We start from the raw sequence: 26,726 nt of genomic DNA on the forward strand, positions 1-26,726 counted from the left end.
GAAAGGCTGCGTTGCAAATGATTCCCATTTTCAACGTGGATCTTTGCCATGCGCACAGCACATTTGCTATCTCGACCCTTCGTCTCCGGCCCCCAGTCGTGCCTTTTTTCGGTGTTCGCTGCGGCGCTGGTCACGCCCGCTTATGCGCAGGACGCCACTGCCGATGAGCGTCAGGTGCAGTTGGCGCCCTTGACCGTCTCCGGGCAGCGCTCCACCGGCTCGCGCACCGAGGCATCCGAATCGGCCAAATACGCCAAGCCGCTGCTGGATGTGCCGCAGACCATCACCGTGGTGCCCGGGCAGGTGCTGCAGGAGCAAAACGCCCTGAGCCTGCAGCAGGCGCTGTCCAATGTATCCGGCATCACCTTCAATGCGGGCGAGGGCGGTGCAGGCTCGGGCGACAGCATCAACATCCGCGGCTTCAGCGCCAACGCCAACCTGCAGATCGACGGGCTGCGCGACAGCGGGCAGAAGAGCCGAAGCGATCTCTTCAACACGCAATCCGTCGAGGTCATCAAGGGACCCAACTCGGTCTTCGGCGGCGCGGGCACCTCGGGCGGCAGCATCAACATGATCAGCAAGCAGCCCAAGGCCCATGACTTCACCGAGGCCGACGCTGGCCTGGGCACGGGCAGCTACCGGCGCGTCACGCTCGACGCCAACAGGGTGCTGGCTGGCGGCAAGGCCGCCATGCGCCTGAACCTCATGGGCCATGACAGCGACGTGGCCGGGCGCGACACCATCTTCAAGCGGCGCTGGGGCGTGGCGCCCTCGCTGGCCCTGGGGCTGAATTCGCCCACGCGCCTGACCCTCGGCTTCTTCCATCAGAGCGATGACAATCTTCCCGACTATGGCGTGCCGGCCTTTCGCGGCAAGATGCTCGATGGCGTCTCGCGCAATGCCTATTTCGGCTGGCGCAACCTTGATCGGGAAAAGATCGGCCAGGATGCCCTGACCGCGAAGATCGAGCATGACTTCGCCTCGGGCGCCAAGCTGCAGAACCTCTCGCGCTACTCGCGGCTGAGCCGCGATACCGTGATCTCTGCCTCGCATGTCGATCTCCGGGGCATGCAGCCTGGCTACTACCGGCCCGCAGGGCCCCAGGCCTATGGCCGCGATGCGGCCACCACCCTGTGGATCAACCAGACCAACCTGACCCAGCGCTTCGACACAGGCGTGCTGGGGCATACGCTGATCACGGGCTTCGAGATCGCGCGCGAGACCTATGACCGCACCACCTCTTCCTACAACATCAACCGGCAGTTCCCGGCCGGCGGCTATCCGCTGGCCCGTCCGCCCGGATACTGGACGGGCACGACGGACTTGCAAAACAGCGGAAGGAACGAGACCAGCCTGGACACCCGCGCGCTGTATGCCACCGACTCCATTGCGCTGGGTCCGCGCTGGGATCTGAACCTGGGCCTGCGCTATGACTGGATCGACGGGCGCTCCAACGCCACAACGGCCGCTGGCGTGCGCACCGCGGTGGACAGCTCCGACGGCCGGCTCAGCGGCCGCACGGCCCTGAGCTTCAAGCCCGCCGACAACGGCCGCATCTACCTGGCCTACGGCACGGCCTTCAACCCTTCCGCCGAATTCCTGGTCTCCACGGGCTCGGGCCTGGATGCGGCCACGGCCTCGCTGGCACCCGAGAAGAACACCAGCCTGGAACTGGGAACCAAGTGGGATGTGCGGGACCGCCAGCTGGCGCTGACCGGCGCCCTGTTCCAGGTGGACAAGACCAATGCCCGAGAGCAGATGGCCGATGGCAGCTATCTGCTGGCCGGTGAGCAGCGCGTGCGCGGGCTGGAGCTCGGTGCCGCAGGCAAGGTGACGCCGCAATGGGATGTCTTCGCCAACTACACCTTCATGGCCAGCAAGACCCTCAAGTCATTGAACGAGCCTGCGCGTGTGGGCCAGGCGCTGGGCAATACGCCGCGCCATTCGCTGAACCTGTGGACCACCTATGCATTGCCCCAAGGCTGGACGGTGGGCTATGGGGTGCGCTTCGTGGGCACGCGCAATGTCACCTCGGCAGGCGATGGGAAGCTCTCTGCCTATTGGGTGCACAGCGCCATGGTCGGCTATGAACTCAACCGGCAATGGAAGCTCAGGCTCAATCTCGAAAACATCGGCAACAAGGCCTATGTGGCCGGCGTGCGCCAGCGCCTGGGCGAGCAGTCGCGTTCTTCAGCCGTGGAGTACGGAGAGGGTCGCACGGTCAGATTGACCGCGCTATACCAGTTCTGAGAAGCACGATGGCCTGGTCTCCGGTGCCGTGGGCGCCGGGACAGGATGAATCAGGCTTGAATCGGGCTGCCCCCAGGGGCAGCTCTTTTCTTTGGCGGCCACCTTGCCTGGGGCAAAAAAAGAGCCCGCACAAGGCGGGCTGGTGATGGTCAGGCCGACGGCAAAAACCGCCGACACGCAAGCATCTTACTGGATCTTGGCCTTTTCGCGCAGCGATTCCTGGAATTGCGCCAGCTTTTGCTGTTGCAGCTGCTGCACGATCTGGGGCTTGACTTCCTCGAACTTGGGCAGTTCGGCCTGGCGCACGTCGTCCTGGCGGATGATGTGGTAGCCGAACTGGCTCTTGACCGGCTCCTGTGTCATGCCGCCCTTTTCGAGCTTGATCAGGGCTTCGGAGAACTCGGGCACGTAGTTGCCGGGGTTGGCCCAGTCGAGGTCACCGCCACGAGCGCCGGATCCGGGGTCCTTGGACTCCTTCTTGGCGATGTCTTCGAACTTCTTGCCGGCCTTGATCTCGGCAATGATGGCCTTGGCGCGGTCTTCCGACTCGACCAGGATGTGGCTGGCCTTGTATTCCTTGCCGCTGTTGGCAGCGACGGCCTTGTCGTACTCGGCCTTGGCTTCGGCGTCGGTCACGGGGTTCTTCTTCTGGAAGTCTTCGAACAGCGAACGGATCAGGATGGTCTGGCGGGCCAGTTCCAACTGCTGCTTGTAGGCTTCGCTGTTGGCCAGGCCGCGCTTGTTGGCTTCCTGCATGAAGATCTCGCGGGCGATGACTTCTTCCTTGATCTGCCCTTCCATCTCGGGCGTGACGGGGCGGCCGCTTTGCTCGATCTGCTGCTTGAGCACTTCGGCGCGTGCCTTGGGCACAGCCTTGCCGTTGACGACGGCGATGTTCTGGGCCGAGGCGGACAGGGCTGCGGTGCTCAGCACGGCGGCAGTCACCAGGCTGGTCAGAAGCTGTTTTTTCATGCGAATTCCAGAGATGAAGGAAAAATTGATTCTATAGCGTGGATACGCAACAGGCTCCGAATCTTCGGAGCCTGTAAAAGTTCAAAGAACCTCGATGGCGATGGCGTGAGCGCCCTGGTCAATGAATTCTTGCAGCGCATCATACACAAGGCGGTGGCGTGCCACGCGCGGCTTGCCTTGAAACAAAGGTGACGCAATGCGCACGCGGAAATGCGTGCCGAAGCCGGTGCCGTTGGCTCCCACATGGCCGGCGTGCTGGTGGCTTTCGTCGATCACTTCCAGGTGATCGGGGGCGAGGCGCTCGCGCAGCACGGCCTGCATGGCTTCGGCGGTGATGGGCAGCGGATGGGCGGGTGCGCTCATGGCTGCTTGTCCTGTTGCACGCCGGACGGGGGCAGGGCGTCGGGCGTGGCGGCGGCTGCCTCGCCCTTGTCTTCCTGCATGAAGCGGCTCATGTAGATGGCCTGTCCGATCACGAAGACCAGCATCAGCCCCATGCCGCCGAACAGCTTGAAGTTGACCCAGGTGTCGGTGTCGAAGCGGTAGGCGATGACCAGGTTGAGCGCGCCCATCACCGCGAAGAAGGCTGCCCAGCTCCAGTTCATGGTGCGCCAGGCGTTGTCCGGCAGTTGCAGTTGCGCGCCCATGACGGAGCGCAGCAGGTTCTTGCGAAACACCAGCTGGCCAATCACCAGGGCGCCGCCCATGAGCCAGTACAGCACGGTGGGCTTCCACTTGATGAAGGTGTCGTTGTGGGCGAGCAAGGTGGCGCCGCCGAACAGCACGATCACGCCCAGGCTGACCCATTGCATGGGCTCGACCTTGCCATGGCGCACGCGCAGATAGGCAATCTGCGCGATGGTGGCGACGATGGCCACGGCCGTGGCCGTGTAGATGCCCCAGACCTTGAAGGCGACGAAGAACAGGATGATGGGGAAAAAGTCGATCAGTAACTTCATTGGAAGATTTCGATGGGCTTGGAGTCAGGCATGGTGCCTGAGCGCTTGGCAGGCGCATTGTGGCGCAGCCGGCGCGGCCCGGCATCGGTGCAGGGCCGCGCCGGCTGGGGTTTTTGCGGGCCTGGGGCCTAGGCCTTGGGTGGCTCGAATTCCAGCGACGCGGAATTCATGCAGTAGCGCAGCCCTGTGTCGGAGGGACCATCGGGGAACACATGGCCGAGGTGGGCGCCGCACTGGCTGCAGACAGTCTCGGTGCGCACCATGCCATGGCTGCGGTCCACGATTTCGGTGATGGCGCCTGGGATGGCGCGGTCGAAGCTGGGCCAGCCGCAGCCGGCGTCGAACTTGCTATCGGAGTCGAACAGCTTGGCGCCGCAGCAGATGCAGTGGTAGCTGCCATCGGCCCAGAACTGCTCATAGCGGCCTGTGAAGGGGCGCTCGGTGGCCGCGTGGCGCGTCACCTGGAAGGCGGCGGGCTCGGCGCCCTTGGCCTGCAGCTCGGCCTGCCATTCCTGCTCGGTCTTGTGGATGGGAAAGCTCATGATGAACAGCTGATCTCGATGGAGGAAGCCCAGTCGGGCGGGAAGCCTGCCCATTCGGCATGCTCGGCGTGGGGGGCGAACGGGGTCTGCAGCACGGCCAGCAACTGGCGCACCGCGGTGAAGTCGCCCGCCTTGGCTGCGCGGATGGTGATTTCTCCCAGGTGGTTGCGCAGCACGAAGCGCGGATTCGATTCTTGCATCAGCGCGGCCGCTGCCGTGCCATCCACGGTCGCAAGCTGCCGTACGTAGCCTGCCGCCCAGGCGTCGAAGGCGGGCCGGTCCAGCACCAGGTCGCGCACGGGCTCCAGGTCGGGCTCGGTGCCGCCGGCTGTGGCCACGGCATCGGTCAGGCGGCTGAAGAAGATGGTGTAGTCCACGGCGTTGTCGGCCATGAGCTGCAGCAGCGGGTTCACCAGGGCGGCAAAGCGCGCCTCGGCAGGCGGCGTGCCGGGAGCATCTTCGGGCAGGCCCAGCTTGCGCAGCATGAGAGAGCCATAGGCCTGCGGAAACACCTGCTTGTACGACTCCAGCGCCGCAATGGTCAGCTCCTCTTCGCCGATCAGCGGCAGCAGGGCCTGGCCCAGGCAGTACAGGTTCCAGTACGCGACCTGGGGCTGGCGGTTGAAGGCGTAGCGGCCCTGGGTGTCGCTGTGGTTGCAGATATGGCCGGGGTCGAAGGCGTCGAGGAACTGGAAGGGACCGTAGTCGATGGTCAGGCCCAGGATGCTCATGTTGTCCGTGTTCATCACGCCATGGCAAAAGCCCACCACCTGCCAGTGCGCCAGCAGCCGCGCCGTGCGCTCGCTCACGGCCTGCAGGAAGTTGGCGTAGGCGTTGCCGGCCAGTGCCTCGGCCGTGCGGCATTCGGGGTAGTAGCGGTCGATCACGTAGTCGGCCAGCTGGCGCAGCGGCGCCATCTGGTCGCGCGCCGCAAAGTGCTCGAAGTGGCCAAAGCGTATGAAGCTGGGCGCCACGCGCGCCACCACGGCGGCGGTCTCGATCTCTTCGCGGCGAATGGGGGCGGGCGATCCGGTCACGCTCAGCGCGCGCGTGGTGGGAATGCCCAGGGCGTGCATGGCTTCGCTGCACAGGAATTCACGGATGGACGAACGCAGCACGGCGCGTCCGTCGCCCATGCGCGAGTAGGGCGTGCGGCCCGCGCCCTTGAGCTGGATTTCCTGGCCCGAGGCGGTCTCGCCCAGCAAGATGGCACGGCCGTCGCCGAGCTGGCCGGCCCAGACACCGAACTGGTGGCCGCTGTAGACGCTGGCCAGCGGATGGCTGCCGGGCAGCACGGCATTGCCGGTGAGCGCCTGCAGGGCCTCATCGCAGGCCAGCCATTGCGGGTCCAGGCCCAGCAGCTCGGCGGTGCCGGTGCTGGTGGCGATCCAGTGCGGCTCGGGCAGCGGCGTGGGGCGCAGATGGGTGAAGAAGTCGGGGCCCAGGGCGGCAAAGCCATCCTGCCAGGAGATGGGAAGGCGCGGGGAGGTCGCCGGAGCCCGGCCTTCGGCGGCAGCGTGCAGGTTCATGCGGGAATTGTCCCCCAGCGCCTATGCCCCGTGGGACGCAAGGTTCATGCGCGCATTCACCGCATGCATTCACGCACGCAGTTGCTGCCGGTACTGGCCCGGCGGCATGCCGAACCATCGGCGGCAGGCGCGAAAGAGGTTGCTCTGGTCCACGAAGCCCAGCAGGTCGGCCACCTCGGCCAGGCTGTGGCGCGGCTCGCCCAGGTACTGCCGGGCCAGCTCGCGGCGGGTGTCATCCAGCAATTGCTGGTAGCTGGTGCTCTCGGCCTGCAGGCGGCGCTGCAAGGTACGGTCGGTCAGGCCCAGCACTGCGGCCACTTCCTCGCGGCGCGGCTCGCCCTGGGGCAGCAGGCGCGCAATCTCATGGCGCACGCGGGCGCCCACGCCGGCCTGGCCCAGCTGGTCCAGCTCGGACTCGACCAGTTTTTCGTGCAGGGCCAGCAGTTCGGGGTTGTGTGTCGGGATGGGCGCGAGCAGGTCGTCTTGCGACAGCAGGAAGCGGTTGGCGCGCTCGCCAAAGCGCGGCAGCAGGCCGAAGGCCTGTCGGTAGCGGGCCTCGTGCAGGGGCAAGGGCGCCTGGGCCATGAATTCCACGGCCAGCGGCTGGACATCGCGCCGCGTCAGCCAGCTGCACAGCACCAGCAGCGTAAGCACGGCGAACTCCACGCGCTGGCGTGGCACGGCGCGCGTGGCGCCGATGTGGTGTATGGACAGCCAGTGGCCGCGCGCATCGCGCTCCAGTGTGAAGGCGGTGGCGTCCGAGATCACGGCCATGTGGCGCTCCAGGTCACGAAAGCCCGCCAGCAGGTGCGGGCTCGAAGCCAGCGAGTAGCCCACCAGGTCGATGTTGCCGTGGCGCGCGGCCAGCTGCCGGTCCAGGCCCAGCGTGGGATTGGCCGACTGCGCCACTGCCAGCTCCCACAGCCGGCTCACGCGGTCCACATCGATGCGGGTCTGCGAATGCTGCAGTGCGGCAAGGTCGATGTTTGCCTCCTCACTCAGCCTTTCCACGGCCAGCCCCTCGGCGGCCATCATGTCCAGGATGCCCCGCACCCATGCGGCGGAGCTGCTGCGCTGCGTTGTCATGGCCGGGTTTTCCTGGGCCGTCCGGGGCGCCTTTTGCGTTCTGAAGTCACTTTTTTGGCTTGGTTGCGATAGCGGCGTGCGGGCGCGCTGTTCCTAGAATTTTTGCAGCGCGGCGAACGACTGCGCAGTGTGGCCCAAGGGCCGGGCACGGCCCATACGGGAAACCCCAAAATCATAGGAGACAAGCATGCGCACAGGACAGCGGTGGATGGCTGGCGGCATACGCCTGGCCGTGGCTTCAATGGCTTTGTGGCTCGCGGCCTGCGGCGGCTCGGGCGGCGGCGGCCCCGAGCTGCGCGAGACGGCCTACGGCCCCTTGCGCGGCGTGGACGACGGCGCCGCCACGGGCACCTATTACTGGAAGGGCGTGCCCTTTGCCCAGGCGCCCGTGGGCGCGCTGCGCTGGCAGCCGCCGGCCGAGCCCAAGGCCTGGGAGGGCGTGCGCGAGGCGCGCCAGTTCGGCAATGCCTGCCTGCAGATCGGGCGCATGTACGGCCCGGGCGCCAACAACCGCTTCGACGACACCATTGCCTCCACCCTGGGCCAGCCCGTGGGCAGCGAGGACTGCCTGACGCTCAACATCTGGCGCCCGGCCAGCGGCGCCGAGAAGCTGCCGGTGCTGGTGTTCATCCATGGCGGCAGCGCCATCTCGGGCTATACGGCCGATCCGCTGTATGACGGCGCGGCCCTGGCACGCGCTGCCAATGCCGTGGTGGTGACGGCCAACTACCGGCTGGACATCCTGGGCTACATGCACATGCCGCAGATGCAGGCCGGCGCGCCGGCCACGGGCAACTTCGCGCTGCTGGACAACCTGCAGGCGCTGCGCTTTGTGCAGCGCAATATCGCGGGCTTTGGCGGCGATCCGGGCAATGTCACGCTCATGGGCCAGTCGGCGGGGGCCACCAATGTGCTGGCGCTGCTGGCGGCCGAGTCGGCGCGCGGCCTGTTCCACAGGCTGGTGCCCATCAGCGGCGGGCTGTCGCTGCCGTCCAACCTGCCGGCCGGCGTGCTGGCCACGCTCAAGCCGGCTTCGGCCTACGCCACCCAGTCCGCGCTGCTGCTGGCCCATCTGATGGTGGCCGATGGGATGGCTGCCGATGTGGCGGCTGCGGCCACGGTGGCTGCCGGCTGGACACCGGCGCAGATTGCGGCCTACCTGCGCGGCAAGGATGCGCGCGTGCTGCTGCAGACCCTGGTGGCCAAGGGCCTGACGGGCGCGGGGCCGATTCCCGACGGCCTGCTGCTGCCCACCGACCCCATGGCCGCGCTGGCTGCGGGCCAATACAACCGCATGCCTGTGATGGCCGGCTACACGGCCGAGGAGGGCAAGCTGTTCGCGCCCCTGCTGGCTGCGCTGGGCGGCAAGCCGGGCTTCAGGATCGATGATGCGGCGCGCTTTCGCATGATGCAGTCCTTCGATGCGCAGTCGCCCAATGCGCCGGGCCTGGTCGACATCATCGATGCCGCCTACCTGCCCGTCGATACGCCGGTCACCGGCTACAACGCCCGCATGGCGCAATTGACCCATCTGTTCGCCGATCCCAGCCGCGACCAGTTGCTCAATACGCTGCGCACCCGGCAGGCCGAGGTCTGGAGCTACCGCTTCGACTGGGCGCGCCAGCCCGCGCCCTGGAACACGGTCTACGGTGCGGCCCATGCGTTCGATCTGCCGTTTCTCTTCGGCAACTTCGGGCCATCCGTGTTCTCCCGCGTGACCAACAGCACGGCCAATGCACCGGGGCGGCTGGCGCTGTCGAACGCCATGATGGCCAGCCTCAAGGCCTTCATGCAGACGGGCGACCCGCAGAACGCGGCCCTGGGCCAGACATGGAAGCCCTGGCCGTCCAGCCTGGTCTTCGACGCCGAGCTGGGCGCGACCAGCATCCGGCTGCAGTGAGCGAGCAGATGAGCGAGTAGATGAGCGAGCAGGGGCTTGCCGCGGCAAGCCCCGAGAGATAGCCAACAACAACGAAGGAGACAGGTACCCATGACAGCCAAGACCGTTTTCACACAGGCCTGGCGCTGGCCGCTGGCGGGCGCCATTGCCGCCGCCGCCGTGGGCCTGGCCGCCTGCGGAGGGGGATCGTCGGGCATGCCCGCGCCCATGGGGCCGGGCCAGCAATCGGGCTACATCACCCTGCCGGACGGCAACAGGATGCGCTATTCGCTGCTGCTGCCCGAGGGACAGGGTCCGTTCCCGCTGCTGGTCGAGTACGACGGCTATATCTCGGGCTCGTACCCCAACATCAGCAGTCCCTGGACCAAGGAAGGCTATGCGGTCATGGGGCTGAACGTGCCGGGCACGGGCTGCTCCACGGGGGATGACAAGGTGTTTGACGCCAGCGTAGGTGCGGCCGGAGCCTTCGCCATCGAGTGGGCCGGGCGGCAGGCCTGGTCCAACGGCCGCATCGGCATGATCGGCTACTCGTACTCGGGCTACAACCAGCTGTGGGTGGCGGCGCACCGACCCAAGGGGCTGATGGCCATCACGCCCAGCAAGAATGTGGGCGATCCCTACCGCGACGTGGGCTATCCGGGCGGCATTGCCAACATCGGCTTTCCGGCGCAGTGGTGGAACGGCTTCCCGCGCATCTGGCGCACGGCCGCCGACCTGGCGGCGAAGAACGGCGGCGACACGGAATGCGCCAAGACCGTGGCCGACAACATCGAGAAGATCAAGCGGCCCGAGCTGGATCTGATCAAGTGGCTGGACAACCCCTATGCCGATGGCCTGTACCTGGAGCGCAGCGCCATGCTGCAAAGCGGCAAGATCAATATCCCCACGCTGGGCACGCAGTCCTGGCAGGACGAGCAGATCGGCCCGCGCTCGGGCTACTACGAGGACACCATTGCGCCCGACAGGATGTGGCTGGTCAGCTCCAACGGCGACCACCACACGAACATCACCTCGGACCATATCGACCAGACGCTGAAGCGCTTCCTGGCGCGCTTCGTCAAGGGCGAGGACAACGGCTTCGACAAGGAGCCGCGCGTGCGCCTGCTGCAGGAGATGCAGACCACGGACGCCAAGGCCCCCAATGGCGGCGCCAAGCTCATGCCCACGGGCGAGGCACGGTTTGACCGGCTGCCTGTCCAGGTCAAGCCCCTGCGCCTGTGGATGCAGCCCGGCCAGGCGCTGGGCGACAGTGCACCCACCTCAGGCACGGCTTCGTCCAGCTACCGCTATCCGGCCCTGAGTCCGCAGGTGAACAACCCGGCGGCCGAAGGCTGGCCCGCCGTGCCCGCGTCGGAAAAGGATGGCCAGCTGGTCTTCACCACGGCAGCCCTGCCGCAGGACCTGAGCTTCTATGGCGAAGGCTCGGCCGACCTGTGGCTCAGCGCCACGGCCGCCAACACCGACATCCAGGTCACCGTGTCCGAGGTGAGGCCGGACGGGCAGGAGATGTTCGTGCAGCGTGGCTGGCTGCGTGCGTCCAAGCGTGCCCTGGACACGGCGCGCTCCACGACGCTGAGGCCGTGGGGCGCGTTCACGCGGGACAAGGACGTGCCCATGGTGTCGGGCAAGCCCGAACTGTTGCGCGTAGATATCCAGAAATTCGCGCATGTGTTCCGCGCCGGCTCAAGCATTCGCGTGACAGTGGATTCGCCATCGCAGACCGGATACTGGATCTTCGGCAACGACAAGACGCCGTCCACGAACACGCTGTGGCATGACGCAGCGCATGCCTCCAGCATCGTCCTAGGGTATATCCCATACGAGCATGCGAAGACGCTGCCGAGTTGCGACAAGACAATGCGTCAACCATGCCGGAAAAACGATGCGCCTGTCCCTGCGGGGATCGGACCCAGGGCGCCGGCCTGAGCCACCCTCCATGCGGGCTGCGGCATCGCGCACCAGGGCCTTGGCCTTGCGCGGATCCGCGGTCCGCAGTTCACGACGTTCACGAAGTTCAATCACCTTAGGAGCCTATAGATGCTGGGTCTGATGCAAAGCCAACCACTGTTGATCTCGTCGCTGATCGATTTCGCCGACCGCCACCATGGCGATGCGCAGATCGTCTCGCGCAGGGTGGAGGGCGATATCCATCGCTATACGTACCGCGACCTGGCACGGCGCTCGCGCCAGCTGGCGAACACGCTGGACGGCCTGGGCCTGCAGCCTGGCGACCGCGTGGCCTCGCTGGCCTGGAACGGCTACCGCCACATGGAGATGTACTTCGGCGTCAGCGGCTCGGGCCGCGTGCTGCACACGGTCAATCCTCGCCTGCACCCCGACCAGGTGGCGTGGATCATCAACCACGCGGAAGACCGCGTCATGTGCTTTGACCTGACCTTCCTGCCCATCATCCAGGCCGTGCATGCCAAGTGCCCCACGGTGCGCCAGTGGGTGGCGCTGTGCGATGCGGACCGCCTGCCTGCCGACAGCGGCGTTCCGGGCCTGGTCAGCTACGAGGCCTGGATTGCCGGCCAGTCCGACCAGTACCAGTGGCCCGAATTCGACGAGAACACGGCCTCCAGCATGTGCTACACCAGCGGCACCACGGGCAACCCGAAGGCGGTGCTCTACAGCCACCGTTCCACCACGCTGCACGCCTACGCGGCCGCGCTGCCCGATGTGATGTGCATATCGGCGCGCGACTCGGTGCTGCCCGTCGTGCCCATGTTCCACGTCAACGCCTGGGGCATTCCCTACTCGGCCGCGCTCACGGGCTGCAAGCTGGTGTTCCCCGGCCCGGCGCTGGACGGCAAGTCGCTGTACGAGCTGATCGAGGCCGAGGGCGTCACCTACGCGGCCGGCGTGCCCACGGTCTGGCAGATGCTGCTGGGCCACATCAGGCCGGGCGGCCTGCGGTTTTCCACGCTCAAGCGCACGGTCATCGGCGGCTCCGCCTGCCCGCCGGCCATGATCACGGCCTTCCAGGACGAGTTCGGCGTGGAGGTGCTGCATGCCTGGGGCATGACCGAGATGAGCCCGCTGGGCACGCTGTGCACGCTCAAGAACAAGCAGCTGCAGCTGCCCAAGGACGAGCAGATGAAGATCCTGCAAAAGCAGGGCCGCGCCATCTACGGCGTGGACATGCGCATCGTGGGCAGCGATGGAACGGACCAGCCCTGGGACGGCAAGAGCTACGGCGACCTGCTGGTGCGCGGCCCCTGGATCGTGGACAGCTACTTCAAGGGCGAGAGCCCGCTGGTCAAGGACGCGCAGGGCCGCGGCTGGTTCCCCACGGGTGACGTGGCCACCATCGACCCGGACGGCTTCATGCAGATCACCGACCGCAGCAAGGACGTGATCAAGTCCGGCGGCGAATGGATCAGCTCCATCGACATCGAGAACATCGCCATGGCCCATCCGGCCGTGGCCATGGCCGCCTGCATCGGCATGCCACATCCCAAGTGGGACGAGCGCCCCATCGTCGCCGTGGCGAAGAGGCCCGGTGCCGAGGTCACGCGCGAGGAACTGCTCAAGTTCTACGAGGGCAAGACCGCCAAGTGGCAGATCCCCGACGACGTGGTCTTCGTCGATGCCATTCCGCTGGGCGCCACCGGAAAAATGCTCAAGACCCGGCTGCGCGAGCAACTGGCCGGCTACCGGCTGCCGGGGCTGTGAGCCGCTGCGGGCCAGCCGCCGTGCCAGGGCATGCGGGGGCATGTGCTGATAGGGCGGCCGGTCCGAGTCTCGTCGGCGATAGCCGCTAGGGGCAATCACCGATCGGTGCGGGGCAAGGGGACCATTACTCTGAGCCTCGCCCAGAAACCACCACAAGAGGAGACGCTTCATGAAGTTTGCGATCAAGGCATTGACGGCATCCCTGGCCCTGGCTTGCGCCACGGGCGCCATGGCCCAGAAGGGCGAGACGGTGAAGGTTGCGTGGATCGACCCGCTGTCCGGCCTCATGGCCGCGCTGGGTTCCAACCAGCTCAAGAGCCTGCAGTACATCGCCGAGGAGCTCAACAAGGGCACGGCCTCGGGCGTGAAGTTCGAGATCATCGGCATCGACAACAAGCTCAGCCCGCAGGAAACCACGGCGGCCCTGCGCTCGGCCATGGACCAGGGCGTGCGCTACGTCTTCCAGGGCAATGGCTCGGGCCCGGCCCTGGCCATCATGGACGCACTGGAAAAGCACAACGCGCGCAACAAGGGCAAGGAAGTCGTCTACCTGAACTATGCGGCGGTGGACCCGGACCTGACCAACAGCAAGTGCAGCTACTGGCACTTCCGCCTGGATGCGGACACCTCCATGAAGATGGAGGCCCTGACCACGTACATGAAGGACGTGCCCGAGGTCAAGAAGGTCTACCTGATCAACCAGAACTACTCGCATGGTCAGCAGGTCTCCAAATACGCCAAGGAGATGCTCAAGCGCAAGCGCCCCGATGTGGAGATCGTGGGCGACGACTTCTCGCCGCTGGCCCAGGTGCGCGACTTCGCCCCCTACATCGCCAAGATCAAGCAATCGGGCGCCGACTCGGTGATCACGGGCAACTGGGGCTCGGACCTGGCGCTGCTGATCAAGGCCGCCAGCGACGCGGGCCTGAACAACGTCAAGTTCTATACCTACTACGCCATTGCCACGGGCGCGCCCACGGCCATGGGCGCGGCCGCCGCCGACAAGGTCTACATGGTGGGCTACGGCCACCTGAACCTGCCCGGCCCGCTGGACCGCATCACCAAGGGCTACAAGGCCAAGTTCAACGACGACATGTACACCGGCTCGCTGTACTCGGGCCTGACCATGCTGGACCAGGCCTTCCTGCGCGCCAAGACCACGGACCCGGCCAAGGTGGCGGCCACCATGGAGGGCATGAAGTTCAACAGCCTCAACGGCGAAGTCGAGATGCGCAAGACCGACCACCAGCTGCAGCAGGGCCTGTTCATCTCGCGCTGGGAAAAGGCCGGCGGCAAGTACCCGATGGACTCGGAGAACACCGGCTACACCTTTGTGCCCGTGAAATATTACGAGCCCTATGTGGCCAGTACCCCCACCTCATGCCAGATGAAGCGTCCTTCATGACGCCCAGGCAGGCAGGCTGACTTCGCAAGGGGCGCGAGGCGCCCCTTTCTTTTGCCTGAAATCGGTCAAAACACGGGTTCATGGGCTGATCGATGGCGATCTGTCGCCAATGTGTCCCGGACTGCGGCGAAGTCGCATGCGCGATAGTTTCTAAGGCATTCCCCGAAGGGAAATTGTCATTCAGGCGTTAGTCTGGCGCCAATACAGATATCCGAATCAACCGGAAAAAGGAGACAGAAAAATGAAGTGGATCGTGCATTCGGTGGCCGCCTCGGCCATGCTGGCCTGTGCCTCGGGCGCCTGGGCGCAAAAAGGCGAGACGGTGAAGATCGGCTGGATCGACCCTCTGTCGGGCCTGATGGCCGCCGTGGGCACGAACCAGCTCAAGACCTTCCAGCTGATGGCCGAGGAGTTCAACAAGAAAAATGCCTCGGGCGTGAAGTTCGAGATCATCCCGCTGGACAACAAGCTCAGCCCGCAGGAGACCACGGCCGTGCTGCGCTCGGCCATGGACCAGGGCGCACGCTACGTGGTGCAGGGCAACGGCTCGGGCCCGGCCCTGGCCATCATGGATGCGCTGGAAAAGCACAACGCGCGCAACAAGGGCAAGGAAGTCGTCTACCTCAACTACGCGGCCGTGGACCCGGACCTGACCAACAGCAAGTGCAGCTACTGGCACTTCCGCCTGGATGCGGACACCTCCATGAAGATGGAAGCGCTGACGACCTATATGAAGGACGTGCCCGAGGTCAAGAAGGTCTACCTGATCAACCAGAACTACTCGCACGGCCAGCAGGTCTCCAAGTACGCCAAGGAAATGCTCAAGGCCAAGCGGCCCGACGTGCAGGTGGTGGGCGATGACTTCGCGCCGCTGGCCCAGGTGCGCGACTTCGCACCCTACATCGCCAAGATCAAGCAATCGGGCGCCGACACGGTGATCACGGGCAACTGGGGCTCTGACCTGTCGCTGCTGCTCAAGGCGGCCAATGACGCGGGCCTGAACAACGTCAAGTTCTACACCTACTACGCCTTCGGCTCGGGCTCGCCCACGGCCATGGGCGCGGCGTCCGACGGCAAGGTCTACACAGTGGGCTACGGCCACTACAACATGGGGGGGGCCATCCAGCCGCTGATGGCCGAGTTCAAGAAGAAGATGAACGACGACCTCACGCAAAGCTCGATCTACCACGTGTTCGCGCTGCTGGATGCGGCCTTTGCCAAGACCGGCGGCACCGACCCCGTCAAGGTGGCAGCCGCGCTGGAGGGCATGAAGCTCAAGAGCTTCAACGGCGAAGTGGAGATGCGCAAGACCGACCACCAGCTGCAGCAGGGCCTGTACATCACGCGCTGGGAAAAGGCCGGCGGCAAGAACCCCTATGACGCCGAGAACACGGGCTACACCTTCGCCCCGGTGAAGTACTACGAGCCCTACGTGGCCAGCACGCCCACGTCCTGCCAGATGAAGCGCCCGTCCTGAGACCGGCACGCACCGCTTCCTGTCCCCAACGCACCGAAACCAAGGCCTTTCGATGACGCTTGAGTTCTTCACCATATCGCTGCTCAACGGCGTGAGCTATGGACTGCTGCTGTTCATGCTCAGCTCGGGGCTGACGCTGATCTTCAGCATGATGGGCGTGCTCAACTTCGCCCACACCAGCTTCTACATGCTGGGCGCGTACTTCGGGTACACGCTCAGCGGCATCATCGGCTTCTGGGGTGCGCTGTTCGTCGCGCCCCTGCTGGTGGGCGCGCTGGGCGCCATGTTCGAGCGCTACAGCCTGCGCCGCGTGCACAAGTACGGCCATGTGCCAGAACTGCTCGTGACCTTCGGCCTGTCCTACCTCATCCTCGAGGTGGTGCAGCTGGTCTGGGGCCGGGGCACCGTGCCCTACGGCCTGCCGCCCGCGCTGCAGGGCCCGCTGTTCACGCTGTACGGCACGCAGTTCCCGCGCTCGCGCTCCTTCGTGATGCTGGTGGCAATGCTGATGCTGGTGGCCGTCTGGCTGCTGCTGACGCGCACGCGCATCGGCCTGGTCATCCAGGCCGCGCTCAAGAACCCCGAGATGGTGGAGGCGCTGGGCCACAACGTGCCGCGCGTGTTCATGATGGTGTTCGGCGGCGGCTGCGCGCTGGCGGGGCTGGCCGGCGTCATCGGCGGCAACACCTATGTGACCGAGCCGGCCATGGCCATGTCGGTCGGCTCCATCATCTTCGTGGTGGTGGTGGTCGGCGGCATGGGCTCGCTGGCGGGGGCCTTCGTGGCCTCGCTGCTGATCGGCGTCGTGCAGACCTTTGCCGTGGCCATCGACTGGTCGCTGGCCAGCCTGCTGACCTCGCTGGGCAGCCCGGTCGGCGAGCAGACCTTCGGCTGGCCGCTGCTCAAGCTCACCATTTCCCAGGTCGCGCCCATCCTGCCCTACCTGTTCCTGGTGCTGATCCTCATCTTCCGGCCCAAGGGCCTCCTGGGCACGCGGGGAGATTGACACCATGTCCTCGATCACCAAAACGACCATGACATCCACTGCCGCAAAAGGCGCTTCGGGCGCTTCAGGGGCTGCGGGCGCGGGGCGCCACTACAGCTTCCAGCCGCTCAACATCGGCCGCATCCTGATCTGGGGCGCCTTCGCCCTGGCGCTGATCGTCGCGCCGCTGGTGTTCACCAGCAGCCTGGCGCTGACCATGCTCAGCCAGATCGGCTATCTCATCATCATCTGCCTGTCCTACAACATCCTGCTGGGGCAGGGCGGCATGCTGAGCTTCGGCCATGCGGTCTACACGGGGCTGGGCTCGTTCATCGCCATCCATGCGATGAACCGGGCCAGCTCCGGCGACTGGGGCATTCCGCTGGTGCTGATTCCCGTCATCGGCGGCCTGGGCGGCATGTTCTTCGCGGCCCTGCTGGGCTATGTGACCACCAAGAAGTCGGGCACCACCTTCGCCATGATCACCATGGGCATCGGCGAGCTGGTGGCGTCCATGGCGCTGATGTTCCCCGAGTTCTTCGGGGGCGAGGGCGGCATCACCACCGACCGCGTCTACGGCAAGCCCTTCTTCGGGCTGACCTTCGGCTCGGGCATGGAGGTGTACTACCTGATCGCCGCCTACTGCTTCGTCTGCACGGCCGCCATGTTCGCCTTCACGGGCACGCCGCTGGGGCGCATGCTCAACGCCGTGCGCGACAACCCCGAGCGCGTGGAGTTCGTGGGCTACAACACGCAGCGCGTGCGCTACTTCGCCTTCATCATCGCGGGCTTCTTCGCGGGCGTGGGCGGAGGGCTTGCGGCCATCAACTTCGAGATCATCACGGCCATGGACAGCGTGAGCGTCATGCGCTCGGGCTCGTACCTGCTGTTCACCTTCCTGGGCGGCGCCACCTTCTTCTTCGGACCCATCATCGGCGCCGTGCTGCTGGTGCTGGCCTCGGTGCTGCTGTCGGAGCTGACCAAGGCCTGGCTGCTGTACCTGGGTCTGGTGTTCCTGCTGATGGTGATGTATGCGCCCGGTGGCGTTGCCAGCCTGATCATGATGAACCTGCGCGTGGCGCGCTTCGGCAAGTGGCGCCGGCTGGCCCAGCCCTACCTGGCCATCGCCGCCAGCGCCCTGGTCATGATCGTGGGCGGCGCCGCCATCGTCGAGATGATCTACCACCTGCAGCTCAACGCGGCCCTGGGTTCCCAGGTCTCGTTCATGGGCGTGCAGCTCGATACCAGCTCGGCCTCCACCTGGACTCTGGCCGTTGCCGTCTTCGTCGTGGGCCTGGGCCTGCTGGAAGTGGCCCGGCGCTGGTGCCTGCGGCGCTGGGAGCGTATCCAGGAAGAGATCGAAGAAGCCATCAAGCGCGGGGAGGGCTGAACCATGTCCAGCATTGCAATCGAACGACCAGGCACTGCCGCCCCTGCCGCGACCGGCGAGGCCACCTACGCGCTGGAGCTGCGCGACCTGTACAAGCGCTTCGGCAAGGCCGAGATCATCCGCGGCGCCCAACTGGCCGTGAAGCCGGGCGAGCGCGTGGCCATCATCGGCCCCAACGGCGCGGGCAAGAGCACCCTGTTCAACCTGATCAGCGGCCGCTTCGAGCCCACCAGCGGCCAGGTGCTGCTCAACGGCCAGCGCATCGACGGCAAGAAGCCCTATGAAATCAACCGCATGGGGCTGTCGCGCAGTTTCCAGATCACCAACATCTTTCCCAAGCTCAGCGTGTTCGAGAACCTGCGCTGCAGCGTGCTGTGGAGCCTGGGCTACCGCTACAGCTGCTGGCGCTTCCTGTCCAAGCTGCGCGATGCCAACGCCCGCGCCGATGAGCTGATGGAGATGATCGGCCTGCACAGAAAGCGCGACACGCTGGCGGTGAACCTCACCTATGCCGAACAGCGCGCGCTGGAGATCGGCATCACCATCGGCGGCGGCGCCGGCGTCATCCTGCTGGACGAACCCACGGCCGGCATGAGCAACAGCGAAACGGCCCACTTCATCCAGCTGATCAAGAAGGTCACCGAAGGCAAGACCCTGCTGACCGTGGAGCACGACATGGGCGTGGTCTTCGGCCTGGCCGACAAGATCGCCGTCGTGGTCTACGGCGAAGTCATCGCCTACGACACGCCCGAGGCCGTGCGTGCCAATCCACGCGTGCAGGAGGCCTATCTGGGCTCGTCCGTGGCGGATCAACAAGCTGGTGCACATTGAGGGAGCGCGGATGCTGAACATCAACAACCTGCATGCCTACTACGGCAAAAGCCATGTGCTGCATGGCGTGGAATTTTCCGTACAGCCCGGCGAGATCGTCGCGCTGCTGGGGCGCAATGGCTCGGGCCGCTCCACCACGGCCAAGGCCATCATGGGACTGGTGCACTGGGAGGGCGCGCTGGAGTGGAAGGGCCAGAGCCTGACTGGCAGAAAGGCCTACGAGATCGCTCACCTGGGCCTGGGCTACGTGCCCGAGAGCCGCGACGTGTTCCCCAATCTCACCGTGCACCAGAACCTGCTGCTGGGACAGAAGGGAAAGGGCCGGGACAGCCGCTGGGGCTTCGACGACATGTACGCCATGTTCCCGCGCCTGAAGGAGCGCCAGCACACCGAGGCCGGCGTGATGTCGGGCGGCGAGCAGCAGATGCTGACCCTGTGCCGCACGCTGATGGGCGACCCGGACCTGATCATCATCGACGAGCCCACCGAGGGCCTGGCTCCCAAGATCGTCGAGCTGGTGGGCGAGTACCTGCAAAAGATCAAGCAGCGCGGCGTGTCCGTGCTGCTGATCGAGCAAAAGCTCACCATTGCCATGAGCATCTCGGACCGGGCCCTGGTCATGGGTCATGGGCGCATCGTCTTCGACGGCACGCCCGACGGGCTGCGCGCCGATCAGAAGGTGCGCAAGGAGTGGCTGGAGGTCTGATGCCGTACAAGGCTGGGCATGCTGCCCGGCAGGCGGCCCGGACCACGGCGCTTGTCCCGCTTGGGACAAACCGCAGTGGCGCCGGCCCGCGTTTTTTTTACAATCAAAATCGCACGATCGTTCTTTTTCTATCGCATAGGGGACAACAGCATGACTGCTGAATACAAAGTGGACGGTGCCATCGCCGTCATCACCTTGAACAATCCGCCGGTCAACGGCCTGGGACTATCCACGCGGCGGGGCATCGTCGAGGGGCTGGACAAGGCGTACGCCGACCCAGCCGTCAAGGCCATCGTCATCACGGGCGCCGGCAAGGCTTTTTCGGGCGGTGCCGATATCAACGAGTTCGGCAAGGAAGAGGCGTATCGCGAGCCGCACCTGGTCTCGCTGATCAACTCCCTGGACCAGGGCAGCAAGCCCGTGGTGGCCGCCATCCATACCGTCTGCATGGGCGGCGGGCTGGAGCTGGCGCTGGGCTGCAACTACCGCGTGGCCGCTCCCGGCACCCTGGTGGCCCTGCCTGAAGTCAAGCTGGGCCTGTTGCCCGGTGCAGGCGGCACGCAGCGCCTGCCGCGCGTGCTGGGCGTGGAGACCGCGCTGAACATGATCGTCAGCGGCGAGCCGGTCAAGAGCGAGCTGCTGGCCTCCATCCCCGGCCAGAAGCTGTTCGACAAGATGGCCGCTTCGGCTGAAACCCTGCTGGACGAGGCCAAGGCCTTTGCGTTGGAAGTGGCCGACAAGCACGCGGCGGGTGGTCCGCTGCCGCGCGTGCGCGACCTGCCTTGCAAGCATCCCCAGGGCGACGCCTACTTCCAGTTCGCACGCAACATGGTCAAGGGCATGGCCAAGAACTACCCGGCCCCGGCCCGCTGCGTGGACACGGTGGAGAACGCCGCGCGCAAGAAGTTCGACGAAGGCATGGCCCTGGAGCGCGAAGCCTTCATGCAACTGATGTGGTCGCCCGAGTCGCGCGCGCTGCGCCACCTGTTCATGGCCGAGCGCGCGGCCTCCAAGATCGCCGACGTGCCCTCGGACACGCCAGTGCGCGAGATCAAGACCGTGGGCGTCATCGGTGCGGGCACCATGGGCGGCGGCATCTCCATGAACTTCCTGAACGCGGGCATCCCCGTGACCATCCTGGAGACCAAGCAGGAAGCGCTGGACCGTGGCGTGGCCACCATCCGCAAGAACTACGAAGCCCAGGTCAAGAAGGGCAAGCTCACCCAGGAAAAGTACGACCAGCGCATGGCCCTGCTGAGCACCACGCTGTCGTATGACGCGCTCAAGAACGCTGACCTCATCATCGAGGCGGTGTTCGAGGAACTGGGCGTCAAGGAAACCGTGTTCAAGCAACTGGACGAGGTGGCCAAGCCTGGTGCCATCCTGGCCTCCAACACCTCCACGCTGGACGTGGACAAGATCGCCGCCTTCACCAAGCGCCCGCAGGACGTGGTGGGCATGCACTTCTTCAGCCCCGCCAACGTGATGAAACTGCTGGAAGTGGTGCGCGGCAAGCACACCGCCAAGGACGTGCTGGCCACCGTGATGAAGCTGGCCAAGAAGATCAAGAAGACCGCCGTGGTCTCGGGCGTGTGCGACGGCTTCATCGGCAACCGCATGATCGAGCAGTACTCGCGCCAGGCCGGCTTCCTGCTGGACGAAGGCGCCACGCCCGCCCAGGTGGACAAGGCCATCGAGAAGTTCGGCTTCGCCATGGGCCCGTTCCGCATGGGCGATCTGGCCGGCAACGACATCGGCTGGGCCATCCGCAAGCGCCGCGCTGTCGAGCGCGCCGACATGAAGTACAGCCGCACGGCCGACAAGCTGTGCGAGCTGGGCCGCTTCGGCCAGAAGACCGGTGCGGGCTGGTACGACTACCAGGCGGGCAAGCGCGACGCCATCCCGTCCGAGCTGGTCAACCAGATGATCGAGTCGCATCGCAAGGAGCTGGGCATCACCCCGCGCAAGATCTCCGATGAGGAAATCGTCCAGCGCCTGGTCTTCGCCCTGGTCAACGAAGGCGCCCACATCCTGGAAGACGGCATCGCCGGCAAGTCGGGCGATATCGACATGGTCTACCTGACCGGCTACGGCTTTCCCATCTGGCGCGGCGGCCCCATGCACTACGCGGGCGAGGTCGGGCTGTTCAACGTGGTCCAGGCCATGAACCGCTTCGCCAGGAACCCCAACGACGACGCCGATTTCTGGCAGCCGGCCCCGCTGCTGGCGAAGCTGGCGGCCGAAGGCAAGCAATTCAGCTGAGACGTGCGGCGCACGAACTTTTTGCGAACCACCGCAAACCCGCCATACAAGGAATATCCATGACATCCGCCGTGATCGTTTCCACCGCCCGCACCCCCCTGGCCAAGAGCTGGAAGGGTGCCTTCAACATGACCCATGGCGCCACGCTGGGCGGCCATGCCGTGCAGCACGCCGTGCAGCGCGCAGGCGTTGACCCCGCCGCCGTCGATGACGTGATCATGGGCTGCGCCAACCCCGAAGGCGCCACCGGCATGAACATCGCGCGCCAGATCGCGCTCAAGGCCGGCCTGCCCATCACCGCATCGGGCATGACCATCAACCGCTTCTGCTCCTCGGGCCTGCAGACCATTGCCACCGCATCGCAACGCATCATCGCGGGCGAGGGCGATGTCTACGTGGCCGGCGGCGTGGAATCCATCTCCTGCGTGCAGCAGGAAATGAACCTGCACATGATCCAGGACCTGGCCCTGGCCAAGCAAAAGCCCGAGATCTACTGGAGCATGCTGCAGACCGCCGAACAGGTCGCCAAGCGCTACGGCATCGGCCGTGACGCCATGGACGAATACGGCGCCGCCAGCCAGCAAAAGGCCTGCGCGGCCCAGGCGGCCGGCCTGCTGGATGCCGAGATCGCCCCCATCACCGTGACCATGGGCGTGGCCGACAAGGTGCGCGGCCTGATCACCAAGGAAGTGACCTGCAGCAAGGACGAGGGCGTGCGCGAGGGCACGACCAAGGAAGGCATCTCGGGCATCCGCCCCGCGCTGCCCGGCGGTGTGATCTCGGCCGGCAATGCCAGCCAGTTCTCCGACGGCGCAGGCGCCTGCGTGGTGGTGAGCGAGGACTATGCATCGCGCAACAATCTCAAGCCCATCGGCCGCTTCCTGGGCTTTGCCGTCGCCGGCTGCGAGCCTGACGAAATGGGCATCGGCCCCGTCTTCGCCGTGCCCAAGGTGCTCAAGAAGCTGGGCCTGACGGTGCAGGACATCGACCTGTGGGAGCTCAATGAAGCCTTTGCCGTGCAGGTGCTGTACTGCCGGGACAAGCTGGGCATCCCCAACGACCGCCTCAATGTCAACGGCGGCGCCATCGCCCTGGGCCATCCCTACGGCGTCTCGGGCCAGCGCCTGACCGGCCACGCCCTGATCGAAGGCAAGCGCCGCGGTGCCAAGCGTGTCTGCGTGACCATGTGCATCGGCGGCGGCATGGGTGCCGCCGGCGTGTTCGAAGTGCTGTAAGTACAGGTGGCGGCTGCGGCCGCCACCGCCTGTTCCCGTTACTCCTGTTGGCCGCACGCGCTCCCTCTGGCGGCGCCTGCGGCTTCTTTTTTGATTCCGGACCCCACCATGCGCCTGCGTTCCACCATCGATTTCCTGCTCTATGAATGGCTGCGCGCCGATGCGCTGGGCGAGCGCGAGCGCTTTGCCGACCATTCGCGCGACACCTTCGATGCCGTGCTCGACACCTGCGAGCGCATCGCCCGCGAGAAATACGCCCCCTTCAACCGCACCGTGGACACGCAGGAGCCGCAGTTCGATGGCGAGAAAGTCATCCTGCCCCGGTGCACCCACGATGCGCGCCAGGCCTATGCCGACTCGGGCATGCTCAGCGCCGCCCAGGACTACGACATCGGCGGCATGCAGCTGCCCTATACGGTGGAGGCGGCCGCCAACAGCTTCTTCGCGGCGGCCTCCATCAGCATCGGCTCCAACATGCTGACCTCGGGCAATGCCAACGCCATCATGGCCCACGGCACGGACATGCAAAAACAGGTCTTCGCCGCCAATGAATTCAACGGCCGCTGGGCCGGCACCATGTGCCTGTCGGAGCCCCAGGCCGGCTCCTCGCTGAGCGATATAGCCACCCGTGCCGAGCCCGATGGCGCCGACTTCGAGAGCGATGCGCTGGGCCCGCGCTACCGCCTCAAGGGCAACAAGATGTGGATCAGCGCGGGCGATCATGAGCTGACCGAGAACATCGTTCACCTCGTGCTGGCCAAGATCCCGGGGCCGGACGGCAAGCCCGTGCCCGGCGTCAAGGGCATCTCGCTGTTCATCGTGCCCAAGAAGCTCGTGGACACCGAAGGCCAGCTGACCGGCGAGCGCAACGACGTGGCCCTGGCCGGCCTCAACCACAAGCTGGGCTGGCGCGGCACCACCAACACGCTGCTGAACTTCGGGGAAGGGCGCTTTCCCGTGCGCGGCGGCGCCGGGGCCGTGGGCTACCTGGTCGGCAAGCCCGGCGAGGGCCTCAAATGCATGTTCCACATGATGAACGAGGCCCGCATCTCCATCGGCATGGCCGCCACCATGCTGGGCATGGCGGGCTACCACGCCAGCCTGGACTACGCGCAGAACCGCCCGCAGGGCCGGCCGATCAAGGGGGCGCCGGGTGCAGCCGGCAAGGATGCCACGCGGCCCCAGTCGCGCATCATCGAGCACGCCGACGTCAAGCGCATGCTGCTGGCGCAGAAGTCCTATTGCGAAGGCGCGCTGGCGCTGAACCTGTTCTGCGCGCGCCTGGTCGATGAGCAGCACACCGGCACGCCCGAATCCGTGGCCGAGGCCCGGCTGCTGCTGGAAGTGCTGACCCCCATCTCCAAGAGCTGGCCCAGCGAGTTCTGCCTGGAGGCCAACTCCCTGGCCATCCAGATCCACGGCGGCTACGGCTATACGCGCGACTTCCCCGTGGAGCAATACTGGCGCGACAACCGCCTGAACATGATCCACGAAGGCACGCACGGCATCCAGGCCATGGACCTGCTGGGCCGCAAGGTGCTCATGGAAGGCGGCAAGGGCCTGCAGCTGCTGGCCACGCGCATCAACGACACCATCCAGCGCGCCATGGCCCGGCCCGAACTGGCCGGCCATGCCAATGAACTGGCCAAGGCGCTGCAGGAAGTCGGCGCCACCACCAAGGCCGCATGGGCCACCGACGATCCTCAGCAGGCCCTGGCCAATGCCGTGCCGTATATGCAGGCCTTTGGCCACACGGTGCTGGCCTGGACCTGGCTGGACGTGTCCCTGGCCGTGCTCGCCAAGGACGCCACCCTGGCCGAACCCGCCAACGCTGGCCGCATGGCCGCCATGCGCTACTTCTTCGGCTACGAACTGCCGAAGATCGGCGCCTGGCTCAAGGTCGTGCGTGAGCGCGACATGACTTGCGCGCAGATGAGTGAAGAGGCGTTCTGAGGGAGTTGGCAGCACGGCTGCCGGAGGATGCAAAAAAAGCGCGGACCATGTGGTCTGCGCTTTTTTTATTTCAGGGATTTTCAAGGTTGCCGGAGAGCCTGGCCTGCTCCTTGACCCATTCCCTGGTTTTTCCGCGAACGCACCATTCGGGGTTTTTGACCCAGTCCGTGAAATATATGGTGGGGTGCCCTTCCAGGATATTGCAGCGTGTATAGCCAAGTTTGGGCATTGCATAGTATTGCAAGGGAGTTATGAGGGCAAGGCAAGAGGCCATGATTATTAATCCTGCCAGCATGGTTGCGTTAAAGCTGCGTTCGGTTACCTTTAAAATTGATGTTTTGCATGGTATTGCCTTGGATAATGAAGAAATTATACCAACTGCCAATATTACGGGAAAATATGCTACGACTGGTGCTCCGGGTGTTATTCTTATTGATGCTGATAATTCAACGAGATCCTTAATGTCATTAAATATTGCATGCTTAATGTACCAAATGCAAAGAATAAAAACGAAAACATCTAAAGGGATGCCCCAAGTCAAGGTTTTCCTTATTTTTTTTGCGTCCAACATTTTATTGATTAGTTTTTGCGATTTGTGCGGCACATAAATTCATTTTTGAAAATTTCTGTGGAACACTCGTTAAGTTTATACTCTATCTGATGATTTGTTTTATGATTCTCCAGATTGAGTTTGTCGATATTTATTCGATATATTCCTTGAGGCATGCTGCTTGTGGAAATGCGTAGCATGTTGATCACATGTTGTTTGATTTTTAAATCATCGTCTATTTGATTCAAGATAATTCCTGTGACAAGTACGGCCACTGCCACAGCAGCCAAAGGAAGAATTGCAAGGGACGTTGCCGTTGCAAGCTTTATTCCCAAGCCAAGGCCCACCATCGTCGCCAATCCCGCCTTGGCCGCCTCCACCCCAATCCCGCCCACAAGATCATGCATGGTCTTCTCGTCATTGAAGATGAAGTCCAGTGTCTCTATCCCGGTGCCCACCACCAGGCTCAGAAGGAACCCACCCTTGGCCACATTCTGCAGACCGCGAATACCCAGGCCCATCTGGACCATGCGTGGATTGGCGGCAAGGAATCGCGTGCCTTGCAGCAGCTGGCGGCGAAGTCCCGCGTAGCCTGTGATGATGATATAGGTGCCTGTGGCGGTTGTCTTGATATAGGAGCGGGCACCGGCCAGGCCCAATGCAATCAGCGTTTTGGTGATCAGGTACGCGTCGCTGACCATCAGGGAGGCGGGAGCGACCCAGGGTTTGCCTGCAGTCGGGCTGGCGGTGTGTGTCCAATATTGCCCAAGCGCACTGTGGGCCAGCATGGCATGGAGTGTGGCCGCCAGGCGAGGATTGTTACGCGCCTTGTCGCTCAGTATGTCCGCGTATTCCTGTGGCGTGAGCACAATGGCATCGATCTGTTTTTGCTCCATTTGGCGAGCAAGCATGTCGGCATAGCCAATCTGATAGAAGGTGGCGGCAATGGAGGCTGGCATGGTGTATGGAGACGCTGGATCGGAAGCGGAATCGATGATTCCACCCAATGCGCCTTGATC

The 26,726-nt window shown here is 64.9% G+C and carries 21 protein-coding genes; 13 read left to right on the forward strand and 8 right to left on the reverse strand.

What is annotated here, in order from left to right; genetic code table 11:
• Positions 1-48: 48 nt before the first annotated feature.
• Complete coding sequence (locus ACF8O7_RS20055) at positions 49-2,250, forward strand: TonB-dependent receptor (RefSeq protein WP_392444095.1); 2,202 nt, start codon at positions 49-51, stop codon at positions 2,248-2,250.
• Between the two features lie 186 nt (positions 2,251-2,436).
• Here the strand turns inward: ACF8O7_RS20055 and ACF8O7_RS20060 are convergent, their stop codons facing one another.
• The 6 genes from ACF8O7_RS20060 to ACF8O7_RS20085 form a co-directional block, all read right to left on the reverse strand.
• Positions 2,437-3,222, reverse strand: coding sequence for a peptidylprolyl isomerase (locus ACF8O7_RS20060; RefSeq protein ID WP_154834514.1), 786 nt, complete (start codon positions 3,220-3,222; stop codon positions 2,437-2,439).
• 81 nt (positions 3,223-3,303) lie between these two features.
• Positions 3,304-3,585 carry a BolA family transcriptional regulator gene (locus ACF8O7_RS20065; protein ID WP_013802780.1) on the reverse strand — a complete coding sequence of 94 codons (282 nt, stop codon included), beginning with the start codon at positions 3,583-3,585 and terminating at the stop codon, positions 3,304-3,306.
• Complete coding sequence (locus ACF8O7_RS20070) at positions 3,582-4,181, reverse strand: septation protein A (RefSeq protein ID WP_017406454.1); 600 nt, start codon at positions 4,179-4,181, stop codon at positions 3,582-3,584. Before ACF8O7_RS20070 ends, ACF8O7_RS20065 begins: the two co-directional genes overlap by 4 nt.
• Before the next feature lie 128 nt (positions 4,182-4,309).
• Positions 4,310-4,723 (reverse strand): peptide-methionine (R)-S-oxide reductase MsrB, encoded by a 414-nt coding sequence (gene msrB, locus ACF8O7_RS20075; protein WP_034363982.1) that lies wholly within the window; start codon positions 4,721-4,723, stop codon positions 4,310-4,312.
• Positions 4,720-6,252, reverse strand: coding sequence for a YdiU family protein (locus ACF8O7_RS20080; protein WP_392444098.1), 1,533 nt, complete (start codon positions 6,250-6,252; stop codon positions 4,720-4,722). Before ACF8O7_RS20080 ends, msrB begins: the two co-directional genes overlap by 4 nt.
• A gap of 69 nt (positions 6,253-6,321) precedes the next feature.
• The gene (locus tag ACF8O7_RS20085) at positions 6,322-7,338 is read right to left on the reverse strand and encodes an AraC family transcriptional regulator (RefSeq protein WP_016446746.1); all 1,017 of its coding nucleotides are present in this window, start codon (positions 7,336-7,338) and stop codon (positions 6,322-6,324) included.
• A 187-nt stretch (positions 7,339-7,525) separates the two neighbouring features.
• Here ACF8O7_RS20085 and ACF8O7_RS20090 point away from each other — a divergent pair, with 187 nt between their 5' ends.
• The 12 genes from ACF8O7_RS20090 (at position 7,526) to ACF8O7_RS20145 (ending at position 25,157) form a co-directional block, all read left to right on the forward strand.
• Positions 7,526-9,238, forward strand: a complete 1,713-nt coding sequence (locus ACF8O7_RS20090; RefSeq protein ID WP_392444099.1) for a carboxylesterase/lipase family protein — start codon at positions 7,526-7,528, stop codon at positions 9,236-9,238.
• Positions 9,239-9,328: 90 nt separating this feature from the next.
• The gene (locus ACF8O7_RS20095; protein ID WP_392444101.1) at positions 9,329-11,164 is read left to right on the forward strand and encodes a CocE/NonD family hydrolase; all 1,836 of its coding nucleotides are present in this window, start codon (positions 9,329-9,331) and stop codon (positions 11,162-11,164) included.
• Between the two features lie 111 nt (positions 11,165-11,275).
• Complete coding sequence (locus tag ACF8O7_RS20100; RefSeq protein ID WP_046238371.1) at positions 11,276-12,913, forward strand: 3-(methylthio)propionyl-CoA ligase; 1,638 nt, start codon at positions 11,276-11,278, stop codon at positions 12,911-12,913.
• Positions 12,914-13,082: 169 nt separating this feature from the next.
• Entirely contained in the window at positions 13,083-14,318 is a 1,236-nt protein-coding gene (locus ACF8O7_RS20105; protein ID WP_016452910.1) for a branched-chain amino acid ABC transporter substrate-binding protein, read from the forward strand.
• A gap of 241 nt (positions 14,319-14,559) precedes the next feature.
• Positions 14,560-15,795: a branched-chain amino acid ABC transporter substrate-binding protein gene (locus tag ACF8O7_RS20110; protein ID WP_043790376.1), complete on the forward strand. Its 1,236-nt coding sequence runs from the start codon at positions 14,560-14,562 to the stop codon at positions 15,793-15,795.
• A 52-nt stretch (positions 15,796-15,847) separates the two neighbouring features.
• Positions 15,848-16,801 (forward strand): branched-chain amino acid ABC transporter permease, encoded by a 954-nt coding sequence (locus ACF8O7_RS20115; RefSeq protein ID WP_017405244.1) that lies wholly within the window; start codon positions 15,848-15,850, stop codon positions 16,799-16,801.
• A gap of 4 nt (positions 16,802-16,805) precedes the next feature.
• Positions 16,806-18,170, forward strand: a complete 1,365-nt coding sequence (locus ACF8O7_RS20120; RefSeq protein WP_016446752.1) for a branched-chain amino acid ABC transporter permease — start codon at positions 16,806-16,808, stop codon at positions 18,168-18,170.
• A gap of 3 nt (positions 18,171-18,173) precedes the next feature.
• A complete protein-coding gene (locus ACF8O7_RS20125) occupies positions 18,174-19,001 on the forward strand; it encodes an ABC transporter ATP-binding protein (RefSeq protein WP_047470244.1) in 828 nt (275 codons plus the stop codon).
• Between the two features lie 10 nt (positions 19,002-19,011).
• Complete coding sequence (locus ACF8O7_RS20130) at positions 19,012-19,707, forward strand: ABC transporter ATP-binding protein (protein WP_016446753.1); 696 nt, start codon at positions 19,012-19,014, stop codon at positions 19,705-19,707.
• Positions 19,708-19,857: 150 nt separating this feature from the next.
• A complete protein-coding gene (locus ACF8O7_RS20135; RefSeq protein WP_280047909.1) occupies positions 19,858-21,969 on the forward strand; it encodes a 3-hydroxyacyl-CoA dehydrogenase NAD-binding domain-containing protein in 2,112 nt (703 codons plus the stop codon).
• 59 nt (positions 21,970-22,028) lie between these two features.
• Positions 22,029-23,204 (forward strand): acetyl-CoA C-acyltransferase, encoded by a 1,176-nt coding sequence (locus ACF8O7_RS20140; protein ID WP_016446755.1) that lies wholly within the window; start codon positions 22,029-22,031, stop codon positions 23,202-23,204.
• 108 nt (positions 23,205-23,312) lie between these two features.
• Positions 23,313-25,157, forward strand: a complete 1,845-nt coding sequence (locus ACF8O7_RS20145) for an acyl-CoA dehydrogenase (RefSeq protein ID WP_126312198.1) — start codon at positions 23,313-23,315, stop codon at positions 25,155-25,157.
• 70 nt (positions 25,158-25,227) lie between these two features.
• On the opposite strand, the gene ACF8O7_RS20150 is transcribed toward ACF8O7_RS20145, so the two are convergent.
• Together ACF8O7_RS20150 and ACF8O7_RS20155 are read right to left on the reverse strand one after the other, a co-directional pair.
• Positions 25,228-25,698, reverse strand: coding sequence for a hypothetical protein (locus tag ACF8O7_RS20150; RefSeq protein WP_227468589.1), 471 nt, complete (start codon positions 25,696-25,698; stop codon positions 25,228-25,230).
• A 38-nt stretch (positions 25,699-25,736) separates the two neighbouring features.
• Positions 25,737-26,666 (reverse strand): hypothetical protein, encoded by a 930-nt coding sequence (locus tag ACF8O7_RS20155; protein ID WP_280047910.1) that lies wholly within the window; start codon positions 26,664-26,666, stop codon positions 25,737-25,739.
• Between the last annotated feature and the right edge of the window lie 60 nt (positions 26,667-26,726).

This window comes from Delftia sp. WSY_16 (assembly GCF_043104415.1).
In the GTDB taxonomy this organism is placed as follows: domain Bacteria; phylum Pseudomonadota; class Gammaproteobacteria; order Burkholderiales; family Burkholderiaceae_C; genus Comamonas; species Comamonas tsuruhatensis.